The organism is Parabacteroides faecis (assembly GCF_014647375.1).
Lineage (GTDB): Bacteria > Bacteroidota > Bacteroidia > Bacteroidales > Tannerellaceae > Parabacteroides > Parabacteroides faecis.
This window is the reverse complement of record NZ_BMPB01000001.1, coordinates 142,878-168,172: the sequence shown is the minus strand read 5'-3', so window position 1 is coordinate 168,172 and position 25,295 is coordinate 142,878. Positions and strand designations below refer to the sequence as shown.

At 41.6% G+C, this 25,295-nt stretch carries 16 protein-coding genes; 5 read left to right on the top strand and 11 right to left on the bottom strand.

The window, feature by feature from the left end:
• Positions 1 to 9 precede the first annotated feature (9 nt).
• Complete coding sequence (locus IEY67_RS00545; protein ID WP_122353133.1) at positions 10 to 630, bottom strand: phosphatase PAP2 family protein; 621 nt, start codon at positions 628 to 630, stop codon at positions 10 to 12.
• Between the two features lie 12 nt (positions 631 to 642).
• Positions 643 to 2,097 (bottom strand): RNA polymerase factor sigma-54, encoded by a 1,455-nt coding sequence (gene rpoN, locus IEY67_RS00540; RefSeq protein WP_122375680.1) that lies wholly within the window; start codon positions 2,095 to 2,097, stop codon positions 643 to 645.
• A 202-nt stretch (positions 2,098 to 2,299) separates the two neighbouring features.
• On the opposite strand from rpoN, the gene IEY67_RS00535 reads away from it, so the two are divergent.
• Positions 2,300 to 4,477, top strand: a complete 2,178-nt coding sequence (locus IEY67_RS00535) for a sensor histidine kinase (protein WP_183670474.1) — start codon at positions 2,300 to 2,302, stop codon at positions 4,475 to 4,477.
• A gap of 131 nt (positions 4,478 to 4,608) precedes the next feature.
• A complete protein-coding gene (locus IEY67_RS00530) occupies positions 4,609 to 5,568 on the top strand; it encodes a helix-turn-helix domain-containing protein (protein ID WP_122353130.1) in 960 nt (319 codons plus the stop codon).
• 55 nt (positions 5,569 to 5,623) lie between these two features.
• On the opposite strand, the gene IEY67_RS00525 is transcribed toward IEY67_RS00530, so the two are convergent.
• From IEY67_RS00525 to IEY67_RS00515, 3 genes are all read right to left on the bottom strand, one after another.
• Complete coding sequence (locus tag IEY67_RS00525) at positions 5,624 to 5,878, bottom strand: hypothetical protein (protein ID WP_183670616.1); 255 nt, start codon at positions 5,876 to 5,878, stop codon at positions 5,624 to 5,626.
• 326 nt (positions 5,879 to 6,204) lie between these two features.
• Positions 6,205 to 8,010, bottom strand: coding sequence for a Na/Pi cotransporter family protein (locus IEY67_RS00520; protein ID WP_122375231.1), 1,806 nt, complete (start codon positions 8,008 to 8,010; stop codon positions 6,205 to 6,207).
• Between the two features lie 51 nt (positions 8,011 to 8,061).
• Positions 8,062 to 9,753 (bottom strand): Na/Pi cotransporter family protein, encoded by a 1,692-nt coding sequence (locus IEY67_RS00515; RefSeq protein ID WP_122375230.1) that lies wholly within the window; start codon positions 9,751 to 9,753, stop codon positions 8,062 to 8,064.
• A gap of 83 nt (positions 9,754 to 9,836) precedes the next feature.
• Between IEY67_RS00515 and IEY67_RS00510 the strand changes: the two genes are divergently transcribed.
• Positions 9,837 to 11,504 (top strand): nucleoside kinase, encoded by a 1,668-nt coding sequence (locus IEY67_RS00510; RefSeq protein WP_122375229.1) that lies wholly within the window; start codon positions 9,837 to 9,839, stop codon positions 11,502 to 11,504.
• A gap of 16 nt (positions 11,505 to 11,520) precedes the next feature.
• On the opposite strand, the gene IEY67_RS00505 is transcribed toward IEY67_RS00510, so the two are convergent.
• The 4 genes from IEY67_RS00505 to ribF all read right to left on the bottom strand — a co-directional run bounded on the left by IEY67_RS00505 (position 11,521) and on the right by ribF (position 16,536).
• The gene (locus IEY67_RS00505) at positions 11,521 to 13,131 is read right to left on the bottom strand and encodes an asparagine synthase C-terminal domain-containing protein (RefSeq protein ID WP_183670476.1); all 1,611 of its coding nucleotides are present in this window, start codon (positions 13,129 to 13,131) and stop codon (positions 11,521 to 11,523) included.
• The gene (locus tag IEY67_RS00500; RefSeq protein WP_122353124.1) at positions 13,116 to 14,453 is read right to left on the bottom strand and encodes a lipopolysaccharide biosynthesis protein; all 1,338 of its coding nucleotides are present in this window, start codon (positions 14,451 to 14,453) and stop codon (positions 13,116 to 13,118) included. The genes IEY67_RS00505 and IEY67_RS00500 overlap by 16 nt, the downstream gene beginning before the upstream one ends.
• Before the next feature lie 6 nt (positions 14,454 to 14,459).
• Complete coding sequence (locus IEY67_RS00495; RefSeq protein WP_183670478.1) at positions 14,460 to 15,512, bottom strand: M20 family metallo-hydrolase; 1,053 nt, start codon at positions 15,510 to 15,512, stop codon at positions 14,460 to 14,462.
• Positions 15,513 to 15,609: 97 nt separating this feature from the next.
• The gene (ribF, locus tag IEY67_RS00490; protein ID WP_183670480.1) at positions 15,610 to 16,536 is read right to left on the bottom strand and encodes a riboflavin biosynthesis protein RibF; all 927 of its coding nucleotides are present in this window, start codon (positions 16,534 to 16,536) and stop codon (positions 15,610 to 15,612) included.
• A 135-nt stretch (positions 16,537 to 16,671) separates the two neighbouring features.
• Here ribF and IEY67_RS00485 point away from each other — a divergent pair, with 135 nt between their 5' ends.
• The gene (locus tag IEY67_RS00485; RefSeq protein WP_183670482.1) at positions 16,672 to 19,818 is read left to right on the top strand and encodes a hypothetical protein; all 3,147 of its coding nucleotides are present in this window, start codon (positions 16,672 to 16,674) and stop codon (positions 19,816 to 19,818) included.
• A gap of 95 nt (positions 19,819 to 19,913) precedes the next feature.
• Here the strand turns inward: IEY67_RS00485 and IEY67_RS00480 are convergent, their stop codons facing one another.
• The gene (locus IEY67_RS00480) at positions 19,914 to 21,884 is read right to left on the bottom strand and encodes a TlpA family protein disulfide reductase (protein ID WP_183670483.1); all 1,971 of its coding nucleotides are present in this window, start codon (positions 21,882 to 21,884) and stop codon (positions 19,914 to 19,916) included.
• A gap of 849 nt (positions 21,885 to 22,733) precedes the next feature.
• Positions 22,734 to 23,165, bottom strand: a complete 432-nt coding sequence (locus tag IEY67_RS00475) for a GNAT family N-acetyltransferase (protein WP_122353119.1) — start codon at positions 23,163 to 23,165, stop codon at positions 22,734 to 22,736.
• A gap of 213 nt (positions 23,166 to 23,378) precedes the next feature.
• Between IEY67_RS00475 and IEY67_RS00470 the strand changes: the two genes are divergently transcribed.
• Entirely contained in the window at positions 23,379 to 25,295 is a 1,917-nt protein-coding gene (locus IEY67_RS00470) for a glycoside hydrolase family 36 protein (RefSeq protein ID WP_183670484.1), read from the top strand.

Here is a 25,295-nt window from a genome sequence, read left to right as displayed (position 1 = left end):
GTGTTTTTATTAGATGAATAAATAGATATAACTCAATAATGAGGCTACAAAGGTACATATAAAACCGAGACAAAAGCCGGCATATACCTGCATAGGAGTATGCCTTTTCAAAAAGATACGCGAAGTACCGACCAGCCCGGCTGCCAGGAGTATGATGATGAATCCCCAGTAAGGATTTATCAGGTGGATGCGGGCAACCCCCATGATACCCCCTAAAAGTCCTCCGATACCCAGGGTATGGGCACTGATCTTCCAGTAAAAGTTAATGCACAGCGAGAGGATCAAAGCGACACAGGCACCCATCAGCAACGACAGGAACCAGAAAGGGATCATCATTTTGTACATATAAAAGATACAGACCATTATGGAGGTGATAATGATCAGGTAAGGAACGACCCGTTCTTTGCGGTCCGTCAGTTCCAGGTCGCCGGCGGCTCCGTTGCGGACCATCAGGAAGATGAAAAGACCCGGTACGACAGCAGTCGAGAGGAATGCTCCGCCAACCAGGAACATTTTCATGGTGGGCGGGTAGATCGCCAGGTATGTGAATGACAATGCCAGTATGACTCCATACGTTACCATCAGTAACGGGTGGAACATTCCGGATATTATGTTTGAAAATAATCTCATAATGCTTCAAATTTAGATTTCTTTTCTAAGCCTTGCAACAGGAATATCGAGTTGTTCCCTGTATTTGGCCACTGTTCGGCGGGCGATTACGTAACCTTTCTCTTTCAGGATCGTGGTAAGTTCCTCGTCGGTAAGCGGTTTACGTTTATCCTCACTGTCTATATGTTCTTTCATGATCTTCTTCACCTCACGGGTGGATATTTCCTCGCCGCTGTCGGTCTGCATCGATTCGGAGAAGAAGAATTTCAGAGGGTAGATGCCGAAATTGGTTTGAACATACTTGCTGTTGCTAACCCTTGAAATGGTCGATATATCGTATCCTGCACGTTCGGCCACATCTTTCAGTATCATCGGGCGCAGCGTAGCATCGTCACCTGTCAGGAAAAAGTCCCGTTGCAGGAGGATGATCGCTTCCATAGTGCGTTGTAATGTCTCCTGACGCTGCCGGATGGCATCGATAAACCATTGGGCGGAGTCTAGTTTCTGTTTTACAAACTGTACGGCTTCACGCATCTTGGACGTCTGGTTGGCTTTATTGCCTGCATAGTCCTGAAACATTTCCGCATATTCACGGCTGATCCGCAGATCGGGAATGTCCCGGTTGTTCATGCTCAGGATCAGCTCGCCGTTTATAGCTTCGACCAGGAAATCCGGAATGACCTGGCTCATGGCTACTTCCATAGAACCACCCCAGCTGCTGCAAGGTTTAGGATCGAGAGCAATTATTTCGTGAATAGCCTTTTTAAGGATTGCCTCGCTGATGTTGAGACCACGCATGATCTTGTCGTAATGCTTGCGGGTGAACTCTTCAAAATATTCGGTGAGGATACGGATCGCCATATCTGTTCCCGGCGTCGGTTCTTTCCGGTCGAGTTGCAGCAATAAACATTCCTGCAGGTTACGGGCACCGACCCCGGCTGGGTCGAAATCTTGTATGATCGCGAGGACTTCTTCTATCTCTTTCTCATTCACGTCTTGCCCTGCTTGGAAGACCAGGTCGTCGGCAATGGCGGAGAGTTCGCGGCGCAGATAACCGTCATCGTCTATGTTGCCGATAATGTATTCGGCTATTTTTACTTCTTTTTCCGGTAGGTCGCGCAAACCGAGTTGCTGGAGTAGATATTCGTTCAGCGATTGGCTTACAGAGAAGGGAATGTCTTCTTTGCGTTCGGTTTTCTCACTTATCTCCCGGAGCTTGTAGTCCGGTATATCGTCTTCGCTCATATAATCTCCGAGCGAGAGGTCTGCCTCTGTTTCGTTTGTAGATATATCGTCAACTCCCTCGTCGTCAGTTCGTTCAAAGTCGTCTGCAATATCTTTCCCCTCCTCCAGTGCAGGGTTATCTTCTAATTCGTGCTTGATACGTTCTTCCAGCTCGATAGCGGGAAGTTCCAGAAGCCGGATTAGCTGGATCTGCTGTGGAGAGAGCTTTTGCTGTAACTTTTGTTGTAACTGTTGCTTCAACATATTTAAAATCGTCTACATTAGAACATGCAAATATAACTTTTTACGGTGAACCCTCTTATGATTAAAAGCATAATTGTTCTAAAGAATCCGTTTGCCGGACGATTCTGTGTGACTTTTAACATGTCAAATGATGAATTAGTCTCTTGAAATGCCTTAAAAATCAAAACTATTCAATATTTTTGCGTTTATAAAGTATCACCGTATGATGTCGACGCTAACAAAAAACAAATATAACCAATTGTCCAAAGAAGAACTAATACAATTATTGGAAGCACAAGACAATAGAGAGAAAGCGAATGCCGGAAATTCATTTACAGAAGCTTCAAATATCAAACGTATTATTTCCGAAGTACTTGTATTGCTGTTTAATGAGGAACAACAGCCGATAGAGAAAGCCATGAGTTTGCTGATGAACTTTTTCGATGCAGACTGGGGATATGTAGCCATCTTTGAAAAAGACGGGCGGACAGCCTATTTTCCCTGCGAGGTAATGAGTAGATGGGTGGAGGTTCCCAAAGAGAATCATTCGGAACTGACGGACGAAACGATCCCCTGGATCATGAAGACCGTGAAGAGTGGTCGTGATATTGTCATGTGCAGCATGGACGATCTGCCTCCTGAAGCGGAAGTGGATAAGAAGTTACTTGAATTTCAGGGACTAAAATCCATGCTGATGATTCCGCTCTCTTTTCATAATAGAATACAGGGATTCATCGGTTTTGACTCGGTGCGTGTGCAGCGTTCCTGGACGAGTACTGAAATGGAAGACCTGCATATTATAGCTAGTATCTTTTCTCTTATAATAGAGCGCAAGGAGACACAAGCCAGTCTGGAGGAATCCCGGAAACATCTGGCGGAACTCAGTACTAAATTCAAACAGTTCTTCAACAATCTGCCTATCGGGGTCGAATTGTATGACTCGGAAGGATATCTGATCGATATCAACGAAGCCGATGTTCGTATCTTCGGTTCTACACGTAAAGATCTTCTGGGTGTTAATCTGTTTGAGAATCCGGCTGTTCCTAAAAAGCTCCTGAAGAATGTCAGGAGCGGGCGGGCTTTCAGTTTTCCTCTGGTTTATGATTTCAGTATCATACAAAACAGTAGCTATTATCCGTCGGCTTTTGTCGACCAGATCAAATATCTGCAGGTGAAAGGGATCAGCCTGAACGATCCGGAGTTCGGACGGGTGGGATATCTGCTTATCATCTCTGATAATACGGATGTCCAGATCAAAGCGGAACAAACCAGAAACAATCTGGCTATATTGAAGGCCGTGCTTTTATCCGGACGTTCGATAGTCGGTGAGTATAGTGTGGAAGAAGATGAATTATATATCGATCCTGTGCTGAACGATCATTCCAGTCCGAATCATCTGTTCAATTACCTGAAAACACATAATTATCTGTCTATTCAGGAGTTGTGGAACCTGGGACGGTTCAGTGAAATTCCGACGAATAATATGGAGCCGCTTTTACAGGTCGTTCGCGGTGATATCGATAGCTGTAGTTTTGTCTGTAAAATGTTCGTTCAAGAAGTGCCGACCTGGATACGTATCAATGCACAGGCACATAAAATAAATAAGGATGGGCATCCCAGCAAAGTTGTTTGTTATATAACAGATATAACGGGCGAGAAACAACTGGAGGAGAAGTTGCAACAAGCTCGTGACGAATCACGCAGGAATGAACTGGAAATGCAAAAAGCACGTGAAGCGGATAAGTTGAAATCTACTTTCCTGGCCAATATGAGCCATGAGATCCGTACACCTCTGAATGCGATTGTCGGTTTTTCCGGTATTATTGCTGAAATGGACAATGTGGAAGAGAAAGAGGAATATGTGAAGATCATCAATAAAAACTGCGATCTCCTCCTTCGTCTGATAACGGATATCCTGGATTTCTCAAAGATCGAGTCCGGAGTAATGGACTATTCACTGGCGGATGTCAATATAAAGGAAATATGCAGTGAGCAATATAAGGTGCATTCCCTGAAAGTCCAGGAAGGTGTTACTATGGTCTGTGACCTGGATGCGTTGCCGGATAAAATACTCTATACGGATCCTAAGCGTGTAACTCAGGTAATATCCAATTTACTTTCGAATGCGATCAAGTTTACTGAACAAGGTTTTATAACCCTTTCATACAGTGTGAGAGAAGATCATGTGCTGTTTGAGATAAGTGATACCGGCATCGGTATTTCTCCGGCACATGTTGAAGCTATTTTCGAACGCTTTACCAAAATAAACTCTTTCAGGCAGGGAACGGGACTCGGGTTATCTATTTGTAAAACGATCGTTAAGGCCCTGCGTGGGGAGATCGGCGTAGATTCAACGCCTGGCAAAGGGTCAAAGTTCTGGTTTACTTTGCCTTGTAAATAAAAATAATAGCCGTAAGCTGGTATAACAGGAACATAATCAAAAGTTTTTTAATATATTTGTAGAGAACAGAAGTGTATTTTTTAGCGTAAACGCCGGGAACTGAAGACCAAATTTGAAAAAATGATTATGTTATGAAGAATGACCTATTGTATAAAAATCTTGTAGCGGCCATTAAAGAGAAGTTCCCGGAAAGAGGAAAACTGACAAATCACTTGGCCGATCTTTTGATGTTGGAAAAGGAAGCCGTCTACCGCAGGTTGCGGGGCGATGTGCCTTTCACTATTTTTGAAATAGCGACTATTGCCGATAAGCTGGATATTTCGCTGGATCATATCATTGGTTGTGCCTCGGGTAAAAGCAGGCCGTTCCAGTTGAAAATGGTGAATTTCCTTAATCCGAGCGAAGAGGATTATGATATGCTTGAACATTTTGTCGATGAATTGAGATATCTCGGAGATGATCCCGATTCGGAAGTAGGAGGAGCTTTGAATATTCTTCCCCAGTCGCTGGTATTGGGATACAGGCATATTTATCAGTTCTATCTTTTTAAATGGATGTACCAGTGCGGCAGCGTTATGCCTGTTAAATTCAGCCAGATCGTATTGCCCGACCGGTTGTTGTTGATCAACAGCGAGATCATTATGGAGGCGCGCCAGGCCGCCAATGCTTATCATATCATGGATAGTATGACTTTTCTCTATCTGGTGAATGACATTAAATATTTTGCCAGCATTTACCTGATAACCCGTGAAGAGATAGCGGCTCTGAAAAAGGAACTGATGGTGTTTCTGGATGATATGGAGGCACTTGCAGCCAAAGGTTCCTGGACAGAAGGTAAGAATGTCCATTTCTTTGTCAGCAGTGTGAATTTTGAGACCAGCTACAGTTATGTGGAGACACAGCACTGCCACCTGACAATGATCAAATCTTTTACTTTGAACGACGCTACATCACCGGATGAAGCTATCTTCCAGCGAATGAAAAAATGGATGCAATCTCTGATCCGGACTTCTACTCTGATTTCAAGAAGTGGCGAGAAAGACCGCATCGTCTTTTTCGAAGAGCAACGCAGGATAGTGGATACGCTGTAGATGCGATGATGAAATCGGATAAAATCCTTCTTTTAATTGTTAAAATTAGCAGTTTTTATCTGTATTGTATGAAGTTTTGTGTTCGAAAACAATTTTTAGCTACAATGTCTGGATGGCTTAACATATATTGTCTGTAAAAGGCTTGACAAATGCTTGTTGTGAGTATATCTTTGCATTGTGGTTTTTTCATAATAGTATTAGATTTAAGGTTAACAAAGTTGGTTAGGGCTTGTCGGGAGACAGGCTTTAATTGTTTATAGACCTTTCCTTCTCTCCATGTTTCTGCTTTCCCCGTATCTTCTTTTTTCATCTGGTGTAACTGCTAGGTTGATAGTTATTGCAAAAGGGACAACCCTTTTTATTATTAACTATAAACCGAGTCAACCCTTTTTATAGATTGGACAGAAAGTAGTCAACTAAAATCATTAAACTACAACTGTTGGTGGATAGTTATTGCTTATTTACGATTGTTTCATCCTAGTGAAACACTTGTTCCATTATGTAGAAACAACTGTTTCACTAGGATGAAACAAAATCCGGCTTATATACTTTTACCATTGCTTCACCAGGTTTCTCCGGAATAAAAAAGCCCTTTCCGGATATGGAAAGGGCTTCTCTGGGAATGTCTGTATGTACTTATATTTTCTTTTCGATAACAGCCTGCACAACATTTAATATATAATCGCCTAGTTTTTCGGATTCACCGACAAGGTCCATATAATAAACACCGTCCTGATACTGGTATTTCTTGTTGTTGACATCTTCCATGTTATGGATCTTCAACTGATTACGATAATTGTTGATCTCGTTTTCAATGTTGTAAGATTGGTTGATATCGTCGTGTACGACTTCCGGCATGTGAAGGATTTCATTCATCCGTGTCAGAGCCTTTTCCAGCAGGGCAAACATCTGATCGATGTTATGGTTCTGTTCGTCGGTAAATTCGGATTTGCCTTCGTTGCGACGCTTGATGCCGCGTGCCAGATTGTTACAAGAGTCGGCAATACTTTCTATTTCCGTAACGGTACGAAGCATGATACGGATCTCTTCTTTACCTTCCGAACTCAGGCGGCCTTCGGCAACGAATGTCAGGTAATTGGCAATCTCGATTTCCATGCGGTCGCTGATGTTCTCGTATTTTTCAATACGGCTGAATATTTTCAGGAAGTTATCCTCGTTCTTTTCATAGAACAAGTCTTTGACCATACCGAACATACGTTGTGTGCGTTCGCCGAATACGGCAATTTCTTTTTTAGCCTGCATCAATGACAACTCGGAAGTCGACAGCATTCCTGACGGAATATATTTTAACTGGAATTCTTCCTCGTCGCTGACATTCTTTGGCTTGATAAGGGCAGAACAAACGTATACGTAGAATTTAACGAACCAGATCATGATGCATACGTTTGCTATATTAAATACGGTGTGGAACAAAGATAAACCGTATGAAACGGAAACCTGTAATGTCATTAATTGCTTCTGCAATGCCAACAGATGCGGATCAGTGATCTGCGCGCTGGAAGTGATCAGGGAGATCGTTTTCGGATCGAGGGTACTCAGGAACTGAGTCATTTCGTTCGGGTCGCCGGGGCCGTAGTTCGTAACGATCCATGAGATCATGCTAGTGAATGGATAAAACAATATCATAACCCAGCATACACCGAATACGTTAAACATCAGGTGTGCAATAGCTGCGCGGCGGGCGGATACATTGGCCGAAATGGCAGCGATATTAGCCGTAATGGTCGTTCCTATATTTTCTCCCAATACCATGGCTGCAGCCATTTCGAAAGGAATCCATCCCTGTGTACACATGATCAATGTGATGGCAACAGTCGCACTGGATGATTGAACAATAACCGTAAGAATAGTTCCTAAAAGGAGGAATATGAGAAGGGACGGATATCCCAATGAGGTATAATCTTGAAGGAAAGAGAGGATTTGGGGATTACTCTGCAGGTCAGGGACAGAAGATTTCAGATAAGACAGTCCCATGAACAGGAAAGCAAAACCCATTAAAAACTCACCCCAGGATTTTCGTTTACTTTTGCCGGAAAATATCAGCGGGATGCATAAAGCGATGATGGGCAGAGAGAAAACACTGATGTCGACTTTAAATCCGAAGAGGGAGATGATCCATGCTGTGACCGTCGTACCGACGTTGGCTCCCATGATGACGCTGATGGATTGGGTAAGTGTCAGAAGTCCTGCATTAACGAAACTGACAACCATCACTGTTGTGGCACTTGAAGATTGGATGAGTGCAGTTATCAGAATCCCGGTTAATACTCCGGTGAAGCGGTTTGTCGTCATTACTGAGAGAATGCCTCGAAGTTTGTCTCCCGCGACTTTCTGTAAACCTTCACTCATCACTTTCATTCCGTATAGGAACATACCTAATGCTCCTACAAGCGTAAGAAAATCAAAAAAAGAATAGTCCATTTATGTAAATTTAAGTGGATAAATATCCGATTAAAATGAATGTATGCATAATTATATTTTTTTCTCTATAACGGCCTGGACAACATTTAGTACATAATCCCCTAACTTTTCAGCTTCACTGACGATATCCATATAATATACACCATCCTGATACTGGTATTCCTTATTATTGATATCTTCTACATTATGTTGTTTCAGCAAGTTGCGATAATTATTTATTTCGTTCTCGATATTGTAAGACGGATTGATGTCATCGTGTGTCAATTCCGGCTTTTTCAATATGGAATTCATCTGTTGCAATGCCTTTGTCACCATTTCGAAAATCCGGTCGATACTGTGGTTCTGTTTGTCGGTAAAGACAGACTTTCCCTCGTTCCGGTGTTTAATGGTGCGCGCCAGGTTGTTACAGGAGTCGGCGATACTTTCTATTTCCGATACGGCACGGAGCATGATACGGATCTCTTCTTTACTTTCCGAACTAAGGCGTCCTTCGGCAACAAGCGTGAGATAGTTGGCTATCTCTATCTCCATATGGTCGCTGATGTTCTCGTATTTCTCTATCCGGTTATACGTTTTCATGAAGGCCTCTTCGTCTTTTTCATAAAACGCATCTTTTACCATGTTGAACATGCGTGTTGTCCGTTCGGCAAAAAGAGATATCTCCTTATTCGCCTGCAGAATAGACAATTCGGCTGTTGAAAGCAAACCTCCGGTGATATAATGCAGGCGATACTCTTCGTCCTCCGGTTTTGATTTGATGACAAAACAAACCAACCGCTCGATCGGTTTTATAAACCATATTAATATCAGTACATTGCATATGTTAAACGCGGTATGGAAAGCGGACAATGTGTAAGTGATCGCTATTTCTTTCGGCGTATTGGGAGCTATGTAATTGACAATATCTTTTACCATATCGATGAACGGATGGAAAATACAGAGTACCCAGATGATTCCGAAGAAGTTGAATATGAAGTGGGCAAATGCAGCCCTGCGTGCCTGTGCGTTACCGGTCAGTGCCGCAATGTTGGAGGTTACCGTTGTTCCGATATTTTCTCCCATCACCAGTGCGATACCCAGATATAGGTCGAGAACTCCGCTCGAACATAATATTAATGTAATGGCCATGACTGCCGCTGATGACTGGACTGCCATTGTGATAATGCTTCCGACCAGCAGGAACAGTAAAACAGAAAACATACCCCATTCCTTGCAAGTGGTTATGAATGAAATGATTGCCTGATTATGTTCCAGGTCCATATGCATGGCATTTTCCCTTAAAGTGGTCAGTCCCAAAAACATAAAAGCAAATCCAAAAATGAATTCGCCGAATGATTTGCGTCCGCTTTTCTTAGAAAATATTAAAGGGAGGGATAATGCAAACAGAGGATAGATGACATTGGTCATATTGAACTGGAAACCAAAGATCGACATAATCCAGGCGGTGATAGTCGTTCCTATATTGGCTCCCATGATAACGGAGATGGCCTGTGTTAAAGTCAGAAGACCGGCATTGACAAAACTTACGGTCATAACAGTGGTAGCGGTGGATGACTGTACGGCGGCTGTAACGAATGCTCCTGTGAGCAACCCGGTGAACCGATTCGTAGTCATGGCGCCTAGGATATTACGTAGTCGGTCCCCTGTAAGCTTCTGAAGACCTTCGCTCATCACTTTCATTCCGTACATTAACAGGGCAAGTGAACCAAGCAGTTTCAGTACGGTAAAAATTGTATTATCCATCAAAAAATAGTTATACCTGGAAGTATATCCGATTAATATTCCTAACTTTAGGCAGCAAAACTACAAATAATAACTGATATAATATGTCTGAAACAATCACAATTTATTGCAAAAATAACAATACCTATAAAGAGGTCCCTATTGGTTCTTCTTTATTAGATATTTATACGATGATCGGTGCGCCCTTGCGTTTCCGTCCGATGAATGCAAAAGTGAACAATAAAGTGGAAAGCTTGAATTTTCGCTGCTGGCATCCGAAAGATGTTGAGTTCGTGGACTATACACAACTTTCCGGGCTTCGTACGTATGTCCGTTCGTTGTGTCATATTTTTTCGAAAGCGGTGAATGACGTGTTGCCTTCCGCTACATTAAATTTGGAACATCCGATCTCGAAGGGTTACTACTGCGTGATCCATAACGGAAAGAAGATCGATATAGAAACGATCGACAAGATAAAGAAGCGTATGCGTGAAATTATCGATGCCGATCTGCCTTTCCTGCATAAAACGGTACGGACAGTGGATGCTACCGTCCTTTTTCGTGAACGCGGGATGAATGATAAGGCACGCCTGATTGAAACTGCCGGTATGCCGTATACTTCTTACTACGAGTTGGATGGCTATATCAATTTCTTTTATGGTTGCCTGACTCCTTCTACAGGTTATATCCAGTTGTTCGATATCGTTCCTTATTTTGACGGGGTGTTGCTCCAGATACCGAAAAGAAGCAATCCGCTGGAACTGGAACCGGCGATCAAACAGGATAAGATGTTCGAGGCTTACAAGCAGCATCTGACTTTACAGCGGACACTGGATCTGAATAATGTGGGTGATCTGAACCGTGCTCTCGAAAACGGACATACGTCTGAAGTGATCATGGTATCCGAAGCGATGCAGGAGAAACAGGTCGCTAAAATAGCAGAAGAGATTGCCGGCCGATATCAGGACGGGGTTCGTATCGTGTTGATATCGGGACCGTCTTCTTCCGGAAAAACGACTTTCTGTAAACGTCTGGAAGTACAGTTGATAACAAATCTGATCCACCCTGTCAGTATCTCGCTCGACGACTATTTCCTGAATCGGGAAGATACGCCGAAGGATGAGACCGGCGATTATGATTTTGAATCGCTTTATGCACTTGATCTACCTTATTTCAACAGTGAAATGAAAAAACTGTTGTCGGGAGAAGAGATTGAAGTGCCTAGCTTCAATTTTGAAACAGGTATGCGGGTCTATAAAGGTAAGAAACTGAAAATGCGTGAGAATTCCGTGTTGGTGATAGAGGGTATTCATGCATTGAATCCGGAACTTACTTCCATGATAGACGATAAATATAAGTATCGGGTGTACGTCTCTGTGCTGACTTCTATTTCTCTGGACAATCATAACTGGATACCGACGACCGATAATCGTTTGTTACGGCGTATTATCCGCGATTACCGTTTCCGTGGTTATTCAGCGAAGGATACGATTGCCCGCTGGCCGAGTGTGCGTCGGGGAGAAGATAAATGGATTTTCCCTTACCAGGAAAATGCGGATGCGATGTTCAACAGTGCTATGCTTTATGAGCTGGCTGCTTTGCGTAAGTTTGCCGAGCCGATTTTAGCAGAAGTACGTGAAGACGACGAAGAGAATGCGGAAGCTTATCGTTTGTTGCGCTTCCTGCGTTACTTCAATTATATTCCGGATGTCGGCCTGCCCGGAACTTCACTTTTGCGTGAGTTCCTGGGAGGCGGAAGTTTCCGTTATTGAGAAAAAGTCGACATTTTTATTGGGGGAAACTTTCGGGATAAAGTGACAAATAGTATAGTGCTTTCATACACATACTGTTGGGCTTTGTTGTCCGGATACATGGTAGCTTCTGCAGATTTTTCTCTTTCATTAAGAGTTCACCTACAATATCCAGTGCATTTATATCTTTGGGAAAAGAATATAAGTGCACTTGGCTTAAAAGTCGTTTGATATAATAACGATCTTCATTAGAGATTATATTTCGAATGAATTGAATGAAAGGGGAGGGAATATTGTTCTCTTTCTTTTTATGGAAACTTACACCAAAGGGCATAAAGTATGTATCAAAAAGGAATTTATTGTAAAGAGTTGAACCTACACGTAGTTTGTAAGGAATGGCATCCCACACTTGCTCGAAAGCATCATCCCATAAGGGAACTCTCCAGTCTAATCCCTGAAATTCATACAGACGTACGGAATTAATTATAAAATTTATTTGCCTGAATTGTATCCCCCAAAGATGGAAGGCTTGATAATAATCCTGTTCGCTACCTGTCGGATATGTCTTTTCTATATAGAGTTGCAAATTGTTGATCAGATCTTTTTTTTCTCTGGGCTTTAAAATATTAAGAGTGAAGTATTTATCGTATAAACTAGATGCGAGATTTTTCCTTTGGATATGCTGTGGCAAATGGCTTCCTCCGATTAGATCTCCTGAATGTCCGGGAATGACAACTGCTTTTTCCGGAATGATTTGTTTTTCCTTGAGTTCTTGAATGGCAAGAAAATCCTGTAAGTGAGGGATCGTATTTAGATTTCCGGCATAACGCATATATTCTTCGATGGTATTTGATTTTAATAGCCGTTCCCATTTCTCTTTTGTATATTCAACATAATACCAGGGGTATTCCAGTTGTTGGGCTACCATTTGGGAGACGTTGATTTCAGGACTTCCTTTGATTCCATAGGTATAGCATATTACGTTTGGTACATTAAATTGCCTACATAGACATGCAAGCAACCGGGAGTCGTAGCCACCGCTAAGAGGGAGGATGATTGTTGCATTTCCGATACTCTCCAGCATTCGGCAGAAAGCCGATTCTAATGCTTGTTTACTTCGTTTGAATATAATATCCGGTTGTGTTAACTGTTTTAATGATATGGGAGTATAGTAGTATTTAATGGCTATTTCTTTATCGATAACGATATAAGTGGATGCCGGTGTTATTTTGCAGTTGCTGAAAAGGGTAGAGCCAGCATTCATGTATCCTGCTGAAAGATAACTTAAAACAGCAGTCTTATCCCATTCACGGTCGGATAAGGATGTATAGGCTGTATCCCCCGTATCGGTTACGATATAATCATCTCCTGTTACCAGATAGAACAAAGGATAGCTGCGTATCTTGTCTGTAATGAGAATGGTCTGTTTCTCTTGTTGAAGAATAATACAGAATTGTCCGTTCAGATCGAATAATAGTTGCTCCAGATACATTTCATTCCAGGCTTTCTGTACTGTTTGAAACAATAGCTCCCCTTGCAGTAGTTCTTTCTGATAGAAAGCATACCCTTTTACATACCCTATCATTTTTTCCTGAGAGTGTGTACTCCAGGAATGGATCCGATTATTTTCAATTAGAATGTGTACCATATTTTTATACTCCAGCTCAATAAGACAATACTGATAAATATGAAAGCGAATCTCTTTTCTCTGGTGGTAATCCGGATACCGATCAATCGGTAAATAATGTATCCTTCAAGGCTCCATAATATAGTTCCGACCACACCATATAAGAGAATGGTCTGATGCGCAGCCAGCAAACTTCCGCCTGCAATGATTACCACGATTCTGGAAACAAATAAACAGATATTTAGTATCATCTCTGTTTTTTGTTTATCTAATGCGTCAAAAATCATTCCTAGAGGAGAAAAACAAAGGATTAACCAGATCCATGGAGATAGGTAAGCTGCATATAAACCGGTGGTACTCCACAGATTGCCTAAAAGGAATCCCAGCAGATGTTCTCCTCCCCAGATAAGGAACAGAGACATTGCTAGTCCGATAGGAAATGTTAGTTTTAAAAACTTGTGTGCCAGTTTTGCAGTGTCTTCCGGTGGCCAATCAGATGCTTTCTTATAGAATATTTGTCCTAAAGAATTACTGATCAGAGTGACCGGTAGATATAATAAAGTGATAGCCATGGAGAAACAGCCTATCTGATCCTTATTGAAATAGAATGCCATGAGAATCAATGGTAAATTTGTCGACAGTGAATTCAACAAAGCGCTCGGCATTTGAAAAAAAGGAAAATATCTGTATACATGGGCTAATTTGCACATGTATCGGAAAGAGAAACTTCGTCGTATATCCCGGATGATATGTATTTTCTTCACAAATGACCATATTCCGGCTATGGTTCCCAGTAAAGCACCTATGATCAGGCCACTTTCATAACGGAGTCCTCCCAGTATTATCCTGCTTCCGGCCTGTGAAAGACTACGCGATATAGATGAGCGCGCTATAGCATCATATTGCTCAGTCCTGTTGGCATATCCATTATATATTTGGATAAGACAGGTCATAAATACATAAAGAGGTAAATAATTCAAACCTGGAATAATAATCTCAGGCATTAAAAAACAGAGTAAATACAGAAGAAGAAAAAAACAGAAGCTTCCGGTAAAAGCCAGCAAAGTGGATAAAACCACCAAGTTTAATGCACCGACTTTTCTGGAAGGGCGGAGAATTGCCAACTCATATTTTCCAGATACTAAAACTATCAATATACCTGTGTAACTAACGAATATTCCCCAGTCACCATATGCTTTAGGGGAATATATGCGGGACAGTATTAGAGAGGCTGCAATCGGTATTAGTTGTGAAACGAATGAGCCTAATCCTAAGGTTACAACATGTCTGGTAATGTTTGACTGCTGTAATTTATCCAAGGTTATTCGTATCCTGTCTATCATAATTTATTATACGGTAATTAGTCCGTCCAGTAACCGCACATAGGTATCGATAGCCTCCCTTATTTCCATCAACCCGATGTATTCGTCTGCCGCATGCGAACGGGCGGAATTGCCCGGACCTATCTTGACGGATGGGAATGGCATAAGTGCCTGGTCACTGAGTGTAGGTGAACCGAATGGCTCTTTACCCATCAGGACTGCCCGCTGTACAAATGGGTGATTCAGCTCTGTCCGTGTTGAGTTCAGGCGGAAACTGCGTGCTTTTATTTCGCAACCTACTTGCTCTTTGATCAATTCAAACAGCTTCTCGTTAGGGTAAAATTCATTGGTGCGTATATCGACTGTAAATTCACAGCGATCGGGTACGACATTATGCTGTGTACCTGCATGAATGATCGTAACGCTCATCTTTACCGGTCCGAGGAAATCGCTTTTTTGCGGAAACTGATAGTTGTTGAACCATTCGATGTCCTTAATCGCCAGCGTGATTGCATTGATACCTTCATTCCGGGCGGCATGTCCTGCCTTGCCGGTCGAAACGCAGTCGAGAACCATCAATCCTTTTTCGGCTACAGCCGGTTGCATTCCGGTTGGTTCGCCGACAATGGCAAAGGAGACCGGAGGCAATTCGGGCAGAACGCTTTCCAGACCGTTTTTACCGGAAACTTCTTCTTCGCAGGAAGCCAGGAATATCAGGTTATACATTTGCTCCTTGCCGGCTAACACGGTAAAAGCTGTATACAAAGATACCACACTAGCTCCGGCATCATTACTTCCGAGACCGTAAAGTTTTTCATCCTCGCTCTCTTCCGGATTGAAAGGATCTTTTGTCCAGCCGGAAGCCGGTTTTACGGTATCGATATGTGAGTTCAGTAATAAGGTCGGTTTCTTCAGGTCGAATCCCGGAGAAACGATCCATAGATTATTCCCTTTACGATGAACCGAATGTCCGGCGGCCTGCCAGGTTTGTTGCAGGAAATCGGCTACAGCCGTTTCATCCCGGCTGAAAGAAGGACGACTGATCATCCCTTTTAAAGTATCTATTGCTTCGTAGTACATTTTTTATAGTTGACAGTTGACGGTTGACAAATGACAGTTGAAGCTACCTGCAGCATCTGATGCTTGCTCGTAACTGTCAACTGTCACTTGTCAACTGTTAACTAATTAATATCTTGTCCACCGTATCCCTGTCGCGTCCGAGTTGCTCTATCAGTTCGTCCAGCGAATTGAATTTGACATCTCCCCGTACATAATATATAAACGCAACAGTTATTTCATTATTATAGATATCTCCCGAGAAGTCCAGGATGTTTACTTCCAGTGTGATATTATCGCCGTTATCGAGCGTAGGACGATCGCCGATATAAAGCATACCTTTGTATCTTTTACCTTTCAGGTATACCCAGACAGCATATACCCCGATTCCCGGAACGATTTTAAAAGGTTCATCCACCTGTATATTGGCTGTCGGAAATCCGAGTTTACGCCCGACCTTATACCCATTAACGATTGTTCCCCGCAGTTGGTAGGGATAAGTCAGTAGCCGGGCAGCTTCTTCCACATGACAGTCGGTCAGCAACTTTCTGATCTCCGACGAACTGACTGCTGTACGGCCTTCGTCATAAGGAGAGGCTTTTATTACTTCCATCCCACAGGCAGCCCCGTAAACGACATATTGCTCGAAACCATCTTTGCGATCGCGTCCGAAACGATGATCGTAACCGATCAGCAATGCGTCTGTATGCAGTTTCTCAGCCAGTATGGAAGTGATAAATTCCTGTGCCGTCAAGCGAGATAGCTCTATAGTGAAATCGAGAACGATACAGTAATCGACGCCTGTAGTCGCCAGTTGCTCCAGTTTTTCTTCAAATGAATTCAGTAATTTCGGTTGATAGTCCGAATGTAATACGGCACGAGGATGTTCCGGAAAGGTTATGACTGCCGAAGGCTGGTTTTTAGCCTTTGCAATTCCTTTCAGTTCATTGATCAGGAACCGGTGTCCCAGATGGACCCCATCGAAGAAGCCGATAGTGGCGACCAGTCTTTTCCCTTTTAATAAATCCGTATCTCTGATAACGATCATTTTCTTTCTATTCATTCAATGGAATGGCAAAAGTACATAAAAACAACGAGGTATAATCACTCTTTGTTATCCGTAACATGCAAATTAGTTGTACATTTGGCCTGATTTATTAACAGACATCTCTGAATATTAGTTATGAAAAAAATCTTTTATCTTCTGATCTGTCAATTGTTAGCCGTAGCTTCCGTGTTTGCCGATGACGTGCAAACAGAGAAAAGAACGGTGATATTCACTCCTTCCGGCAACGGAAAAGTACATTTACTAGCTCCCGGCAACAGTGTATCCGAAACTGTTTCGTTCGAAAAGCAAGCCTATCCTGTCCGGAAATTCCTTCGTGTAATCGGAGGTGTGAAAATGCCGGCTCCTTTTGAGAAAAGGGGAGAAGAAATGTTCAGGCGATCGGAATTTTATATCGATGACAATCTGGACTCCGTCCATGTAAAGAAAGACAACTATTCCCTGTATTTTAAGGGAGAAGATAATAATTTCGAACGGCATGCCTATTACCGTATATCGGGTGATTTACTGAAACCCGGTGAACTGACGGTCACATTGCCGGTCGTAAAACGTCAAGATCTGTCCGTATCACCCGGTGGAGACTTCGGAGTGGAAATAGAATTATTTTACAAAAAACCGGGACGTTATAAAGACGATATTTACGATCGCCCGGATTCATTGCTTTATTTCCCTGTGCCCGAAGGTTCCGGTAAATACCAAAATGTAGTGCAGAAGTTTGTCCTTCCCGACAATGTAGCATGTGCCTTTTTACGTATCGGAGGAACTCATTTCAGTGGCGAATGCTGGGTGGAAGCTCCCCGGCTGATGCAGAATAAGAAACAGGTCTGCTCCATTCCTTTTGCGAAGTTTGCCGATAAAACAGATGATTATAATTACTGGACGGGATGTAACCTGTCCACCCGGAGTTGGCCGCGTTGGACGCTGGATTTCAACGGTACAACTGTTTATGAAGGAAACATTTTCGACCGGTCTTCCGATATAGCGGACTTTTATATCCTTTTGCCTGAATCCGTACAGGGAAAAGGGGATCTGAAACTGACTCTATTGAAAGAAGACAACCGTGCTGCTTATTCGTACGAACTCCGTTCTCTGGAACTTATCGAGGAGAGTGCCCGCGACTTTGAGGTCGTTTCAGTTCCTGATTATGTAACGGCAGGGGCGGCTTTCGGCGTTTTGCTGGAAACCAACAAACCGGATGTACGTTTAAAAGTACAGGCTCCGTCTTTCGTATTCCCGTCGTTCCAGGAGATAGAACTGAAAGAGACCGGTTTGCATGTTGTGGAATTTCGTGCCGGAGACTATGCTTCTGCCGTCCCGATGACTTTTGATGACGGAAGCCGGAAAGCGGAAGTGATGATTCGCCAGATAATAGAAAAAGAGCCGGATGAGGTATATATTTCTTCGGGTGATGAGATTTATATAGATAAGGAATATACGCCTTATGATTATTTCTTCAAATGGTATATTTCCAAACGCATTGGAAACTGGTATCAGTTCCGCCCGTCTTACCAGTGGAGTGGTTTCCGTGTTGCCCGTCCGGAAGTTATTCGTCATTATACCGGTTTGCTGAACAAGCTGCAGATTCCTTATGCCTGGCAGGTAGAAGGCCGTACATTGGCAGGAAAACGTATCAATCCGGATCTGGAGACACTGGCATCTCCTATGTTTCGCGGAAAACAGGCACATGAAAATGACGGTGGTTATTATTACTGGCAACATTTCCTGTATCAGGGAGTCTTCTCCGATATGGCTGCCCGTAACCGCCCTTATGGGGGTATCTTTGCCAAACATCGTCCTATCTACACCGATCATGGCGTATTTATTCATTATGACCCGTATGGGGTGAAGGATATGGCTGACGGTGCCCGTAAATTGGTTGAAAACTTCCGTTATTCAAAGGGGGAGAGCAGTCGTCATACCGGTCCGTCCACTATGTTCCGTTATTTATATCAGGCAGGTTATAACTGGCTGGGAGCCGAGCAGATGTATGGCCCGGAAGAAATTATCCTCTCTTCCCTGCGTGGTGCCTCACGTGCCTATAGTAAACAAAATTATGGAACGTTGCATGCCATGCAATGGGGATCAGGTCCTTTCACCGATCCGAAACACTCCCTGCGTTTATATATGTCACTGGCAGTAGCTTATATGCACGGTTCTTCCCATATGAACACCGAAGAGGCATTATGGCTGGACGAATATGCAAACGACCGTTACTCCCAGTCCGGCAAAGAACATCTGTATGCTCAGCACCGTGTGCTTGACTTTATAGAAACACATACCCGGCGCGGTGAACTGAAAAGTAACATTGCCGTTCTTCAGGGAAGAAATGATGCCTGGAAATCATTTGGCCGCGGCAGTCTCTGGTCACAGAAGGGAGATAAATGGGAATTTAACAAGGCGACGGAAAGTTTCGATTTGCTGAATGTTTTCTATCCGGATAATATTGTCGACGGTTGTGGTCCGAAAGGTTGGTTTACTTCTACCCCTTATGGTACAGTGGATATCTTACCTGTCGAAGCTCCGCAGGATGTGATGAATAAATACAAGGCAATGGTTTTCCTGGGCTGGAATAGTTTTGAGGAAGGCGATTTCCTCCGTATCCGCAACTATGTATTTAACGGCGGAACGTTGGTGCTGACCGCTGCTCACCTGAATGCCGAACTTCAACCGGACCAGCCTGTGAAGTTTCCGGTAAACGATGCGGTTATCCGTGAAATGTTAGGTGATAGTTATAAGTCATTGAGTGGAAAGACTGTTATTTCGTTTGGCAGTGGAAAGATTATCTATTTCCCGCAGACGGTATATCCGGCAGAAGCCTCTTTACGAAGCCAGTATGAGGCGACAATGCGTGAGTTAGCAACAGAAACAGTCGGTGAAGAACTCTCAAAAGGTTGGATCGAATCAGCTCCGTCTGTTGGTTTTACTGTCTGGGATAATAAGGATCGCCGTACTATTTATCTGTTGAACACCGACTGGCAAAGTGATGAGCAGCAACATCAGGCTACATTCGTTTGCAATGGCTGGAAATTCCCTGTCGATGTGAGACGTTATCATATCGAAACGATTCATTGTGCCGATGGTTTGGCAGTTTCTCCCGGTAGCAATACGACGGATATCTTACGTATTACAAAGGTTGATAATGGCTGGCAGGTAACAGTGCAGAATACGGAGAAAGATACGATACGTTGTTTTAATACGGAGACGGGAGAAACGAAAACAGTTACGCTGGATGAACCTTCCGTACATATAATAACTGTTGAATAGATTTTAATCGGAGTATATTTTAAGAGGATGTTGTAAAGCTTTATTTTTAATGCTTTTGCAACATCCTCTTTTTTTAGTGCTTTTATTGAGCTGATTTATTTGCTATCCGGCAATAGCTTCTGTAATTCTGTTTTTGCACTGTGTCCGGGAAAATCGTCATCGATTACATCCCCATCCCGGTTTAACATGACATAACGGGGTATACCGTTGAATCTGAACAACTGGCGCAAGTAGTTATATTCATCTTCAGACAAGCGGAACAAGTTATCCCCCATATCATTTTCCGAAATGAATTTATTGTAAGAGCTTTCCGGAGAACCACCTGTGTCCGTAATATATACAAAAGCAAGATCCGGACTGCCTTTGTATTTATCTCTTAGCGGCTGCATCTCTTTAATGCTATAAATGCAAGGGCCGCAGGTTGTAGCCCAAAAATCAACTAAGACAAACTTCCCTTTGTGCGGATTGACCATTTTGCGGAAAATATCTGTCGCTTTTCCTTCCGGAAGTTTATAGGCCTGTTTTTCTCCCTCCGGGAATTTTTTTGCATACATACGCATTGCTTCTTCTTTCAGGAAAGGTTCAGCGATGCTGCTGGTTAGCTGTCCGACCAGTAAAGTTCCTTCTTTAGGTGTGATCGAACTCAGGGCGTAATCCAATGAACGAACCTTGGCTATATCGAACAATAAACCGGGAGTGATTTGCAGATCATTTCGTAAAATAGAATCTTTACGTATCCATTCTTTACTAAGTACTTCGAACCTGTCTTCGGGTTTGAATGGCATATTGGCTTTATTGAAAGGTCCCATAAACTCATAACGGTTTATGAAACTACTGAATGAATTCGGGATCATTAAGTTTTTATCGTTACTATTAATCTGTGTAAGGAAGTCGTAATAATCGTCCGGAAGCGGTTGTTTCAGTATCTCGTTGGTAGAATCCCGGGCAGCATAATGAGTCCGCATCATCGCATAATCGAACAAAGCTCCGTAGAATGACAAAAGTATTTTATTTTTCAAAATTTGCTGTCCTTTAATTGATGTTGAGTTTTGTTTCAGTTTTAGTGCCAGCGAGTCATTTGCTTCTTGAAGAGCCTCCAATTGCTGTTGTTTGAAATCCGCAGGGGAAAGCGTCTTGAGTTGGTTTTCAAAATCCCTATAACTGAAGGTGTTTACTTTAATCCTGCAAAGTTCAGCATTTATCCTGGCTGAGGTACCTTTGTATACTATGTTTTTGAATTCATATCGGCGGTCGCGATACCGGTCTGCCATCAGAAAATCTTCCCAGTCGAGAGAAATGAATAAAGTTTCTCCGGGTTCGATATAAAACGGTACTGTTGTTCTTTTAAAAAAGATATAGCCTTCCCAAGGTTGATTCAGCGGAAAATCTGCTTCAAAGCGTCCGTCAGGATGAATTTGTACAACAGTCGGATAATCTTCGCGGGTCATAACATTATTAATATAGATTATACCCGTATTGAATCCGGCGCGACTATCATACCCTTTCAGAAAACCACGTAAGTGAGCTGTGTCTTTCCGGAAGAAATCGCTCCCATAATTAACTGACGGATCGGCTTCTGTAGCCAAATAGTTTTCCATATCTTTCCATGTTCCGTATATTCCTTCTTCTGTCTGTTTGTTTTTTTGTTTTTTCTTTTTTTCCAATGAGACTCCAAAAATAGAGCCTTCCCCTGTATCTGATTCCATATAATCGAATTTCTTCATTTTTTTATCGAGAGGCGGAAAGATCAAGGTAAATATCGAATCGCCGGAGTCGGGCATGAACGTTTGTTTACCGAATGTAGTACCTTCAATTCCGATGGGAAAATATTTCTTTCCGGAATCTGGATCTTTGATGTAAGAGGTACTGTCGAAAGTGATCCACCAATGGGGTATGAATTCACTGTGTATTTGTATCCGTGTGTTTTCTTTGTTTCGCTCTATTTGGGTAATCGTATTGATACCGGTACTCTTGAATTCATATTCAGGATTTTTTATGATGCGCTGGGCGAATGTAGTGTAGCTTATCCCCAGGAGTAAGAATAAAATGGTAGCTTGCTTTTTCATATAGGAGTGTTTTTAGTGTTAATCGTTGGTTGATTTATATGGATTAAAGATAAAATTTAATTTAATAAGCTGATACTGTAGATAGGTTCTTGTTTTCTATTTTATTCTATTTTATCATTTGTGTCAAGCTTTTATGACTATTTTAACTCCTTCTTATGCTATCCTTTGTATTTACTGACGTATGCCGGAGATGTGAAATGTGGAGTTTTTTTATTGATCAGTTTTTGTAAAATAATAAATAGCTATTAAATACTGTATTATGCTATCAAATAGTTAAAAAATAGCTTGTGATACTAATGTATGTGTGTTTTGAATTAACTGTTTTAGAGAATATTTGATTACAATATTTAACACATAGGCCTTTCTTCTCTGATTTTTCAGTTTGTTTAAAAGAAAATTCATCTCGTTTTAAACGAAAAAAATTTCCTTTTAAATGAACTGGGGATTTGTTTTAATAGAAAAATATGTTAAATAATATTTAAATGGAGCTTAGTCGTATGATTTTTTACCCCAATCTTATGTTTTTCGGCCTCTTTTTTACTCTGAAAGGTAGGCGAGATCATTCAAAAAGAGCCTTGCATTAATCTTCTGAGGATTAAAATTTAAGAATAAATGAGAACTGTTGTTTGAATTATCCTGTCTTAAAGTTTGTTTTATCTTCACCTTTATTGCAATACGATATATTTGAACTTCCGGAGAATCCTCTAAAATATGACTGTGTTTGGTCAAGCTCCATACCTTACCGTAAAAAAGCACTTGAAATATCATTTTGACATATCTGTTTTTTCTTTTGTTCGGTTTACTCTCTATCCGAAAATAGTTTTTCTATGAAAACTATAGTGTCAGTAGCTACTTGATATACCTTCTGAAAACGGAAGTATCTCTTTTTTCAAATCCGGTCTTTTTATATAATCCGTGGGCAGCAATCCTATCATTGCTTGATGTTAAGTCGACTTTCTCAATTCCCAATTTTTGGGCATGTTCCATCGCCGCCTCAATTAATAGTTTTCCGATTCCTTTTCCTCTGGCTGCATTATCGGTTACAACATCTTCAATCCATGCCTTTCTGGTAAGAGGTGTTGGATATATTGCAAGCGTTAAAGTGCCTAAAACTTTATTTTCATCTTCAGCAATAAATAGAGTTATAGAATCTGATTTAATTACATTTTCCAGATGCTTTTTATCTAAAATAAATACCGATGATGGAGACAGTTGAGGAAGAATATTCTGTAATCCTTCAATTACTTCGTCTGTGATTTGTTTAATGATTTTTATTTCCATTTTTTATAATTTATATTGTAATAAATATGATAGCAAATATAGAAAAAGATATATATATTTGACGATTATTTTATTAAAAAATTATTTTTATATACCCGAATTATGCGAATAAACTATCTGTATTCTATCCTGTATGTATTGTTTTTTTTGACGTCTTGTAATGAAAAAAAAGAAATTATTAATGGTAATATATCTTTGAAAATAGACGGACGAATGTATACGAATATCTCTATGATTGGAGATGATGTATTACCTTTTTATAGCGATTTTGTTGCATCTGATTATCTTGTAATGAGAGAAGGTGTTGCAAACGATTTTACTTTGAAAGACATGAGAAAGTCGAAACAAGTCGACAAAACTATTTATGAGCTGACCGGAATTTATCAGAAAAATGGGATTGAGATTGAAAAGATCGTAAATATAATGGCTCCTGACTCTTTTCCGGGAATGTTGTTGTTTACTATTAAGTATGTAAATAAGGGAGAAAAGGAACCTGTTGTTACAGCCTGGGTGAATCATGATTTGTATATGGATCGTGAAGAAGACTCTGAGCCGGTATGGTCGTTGCAATGTAGTTCGACAAGTTCCAGAGGCGACTGGGTTTTACCTGTTACCCCCGGATTTTATAAAAAAAATTATATGGGGATGAATAATTCCGATTATGGCGGTGGAATACCTGTCTGCGATCTGTGGCGGAAAGACGGTGGATTTGCTATAGGCGTTACTGACGATGTATTACGCTTAGTCAGTTTTCCGGTGAGCAGGCAGAAATATGAGAATAAAGCCAATGCCAAAGTTTTATATGAATATAGCTCTCCCATTGATTTTAAAAGGAATGATACAATATCGACTTATAATACATTTGTAAGTGTGCATACCGGCGATTTTTATAATCCTTTGCGTCAGTTCTCCAAATATATGCAATCTAAGGGTATGGAGTTTGCTGCTCCTGAGGAAGATGCTTTCGATGCAGTTTGGTGTGCCTGGGGATATGAACGTAATTTTACGATGGATGAAATAAAAGCCACGTTGCCCAAAGTGAAAGAATTAGGTTTTAAATGGGTGGATGTAGATGATGGTTTTCAGGTTGCAATTGGTGATTGGGATATGAATAAGCGTTTTCCGGGAGGCGATAAGGATATGAAAGCTTTAGTAGATTTAATTCATCGACATGGATTGAAAGCGAAATTATGGTGGGCGCCTTTAGCCGCAGATCCTAACTCCCAACTGCTGAAGGAAAGTTCCAAAATGAAATTGCTGACGAAAGAGAGGCTTCCGTGCATGATAACCTGGTGGAATTGTTTTTATCTATCGCCTGTAAATCCGTATACCGAGAAATATACGAACGAATTGGTTGAAAAGTTTATTGGGGACTGGGGATTCGACGGACTAAAGCTGGACGGACAGCATCTCAATTGTTGTCCTCCCGATTATAACCCCCGAAGCGGATTAGATTATCCGGAACAGGCCATCGAACAGTTGCCTGCTTTTTACAAAGGTATTTTTGAAACGGCACGGAAAATCAATCCAAATGCTGTTGTGCAAAACTGCCCTTGTGGCACTGCCATGAACTTTTTCAATATGCCGTATATGAATCAGGCTGTTTCTTCCGATCCGTTATCCAGTTGGCAGATCAGGCTGAAGGGAAAAGTCTACCGGGCTATCTTTGATAAAATAGCATATTATGCAGACCATGTGGAGTTGAGTGATAACGGAAACGATTTTCCTACCCAGATTGGAGTCGGAGCGGTAGTTGGCTCTAAATTTACTTATCCTAGAGATAATCCGGAGGTAAAGATCTCTTATTTGCTCACTCCGGAAAAAGAAGCCTGGTTTAAAAAGTGGGTTGGTATTTATAACGATAAGATGCTGTCAAAGGGTGAATATCTGAATTTATATGACTTGGGTTACGACAAGCCTGAAACGCATGTAATAGAAAAAGAAGGGAAGATGTATTATGCTTTTTATGCGGATGATTGGGATGGAGAGATTGTTTTAAAAGGTCTCGAAAATAAAAAGTATACAGTTTGTGAATATACCGATGATTCTTTGAAAAATTACCAGGTTGATGGTTCTGATCCGGTAATTAATATTTCCTTTAAAGGAAGCTATCTTATAGAAGTATATTAG

Coding starts and splice junctions, on each gene's coding strand:
- IEY67_RS00545 (WP_122353133.1), bottom strand. CDS start 630: ATGAGATTATTTTCAAACATAATATCCGGAATGTTCCACCCGTTACTG.
- rpoN (WP_122375680.1), bottom strand. CDS start 2,097: ATGTTGAAGCAACAGTTACAACAAAAGTTACAGCAAAAGCTCTCTCCA.
- IEY67_RS00535 (WP_183670474.1), top strand. CDS start 2,300: ATGATGTCGACGCTAACAAAAAACAAATATAACCAATTGTCCAAAGAA.
- IEY67_RS00530 (WP_122353130.1), top strand. CDS start 4,609: ATGAAGAATGACCTATTGTATAAAAATCTTGTAGCGGCCATTAAAGAG.
- IEY67_RS00525 (WP_183670616.1), bottom strand. CDS start 5,878: ATGAAAAAAGAAGATACGGGGAAAGCAGAAACATGGAGAGAAGGAAAG.
- IEY67_RS00520 (WP_122375231.1), bottom strand. CDS start 8,010: ATGGACTATTCTTTTTTTGATTTTCTTACGCTTGTAGGAGCATTAGGT.
- IEY67_RS00515 (WP_122375230.1), bottom strand. CDS start 9,753: ATGGATAATACAATTTTTACCGTACTGAAACTGCTTGGTTCACTTGCC.
- IEY67_RS00510 (WP_122375229.1), top strand. CDS start 9,837: ATGTCTGAAACAATCACAATTTATTGCAAAAATAACAATACCTATAAA.
- IEY67_RS00505 (WP_183670476.1), bottom strand. CDS start 13,131: ATGGTACACATTCTAATTGAAAATAATCGGATCCATTCCTGGAGTACA.
- IEY67_RS00500 (WP_122353124.1), bottom strand. CDS start 14,453: ATGATAGACAGGATACGAATAACCTTGGATAAATTACAGCAGTCAAAC.
- IEY67_RS00495 (WP_183670478.1), bottom strand. CDS start 15,512: ATGTACTACGAAGCAATAGATACTTTAAAAGGGATGATCAGTCGTCCT.
- ribF (WP_183670480.1), bottom strand. CDS start 16,536: ATGATCGTTATCAGAGATACGGATTTATTAAAAGGGAAAAGACTGGTC.
- IEY67_RS00485 (WP_183670482.1), top strand. CDS start 16,672: ATGAAAAAAATCTTTTATCTTCTGATCTGTCAATTGTTAGCCGTAGCT.
- IEY67_RS00480 (WP_183670483.1), bottom strand. CDS start 21,884: ATGAAAAAGCAAGCTACCATTTTATTCTTACTCCTGGGGATAAGCTAC.
- IEY67_RS00475 (WP_122353119.1), bottom strand. CDS start 23,165: ATGGAAATAAAAATCATTAAACAAATCACAGACGAAGTAATTGAAGGA.
- IEY67_RS00470 (WP_183670484.1), top strand. CDS start 23,379: ATGTATACGAATATCTCTATGATTGGAGATGATGTATTACCTTTTTAT.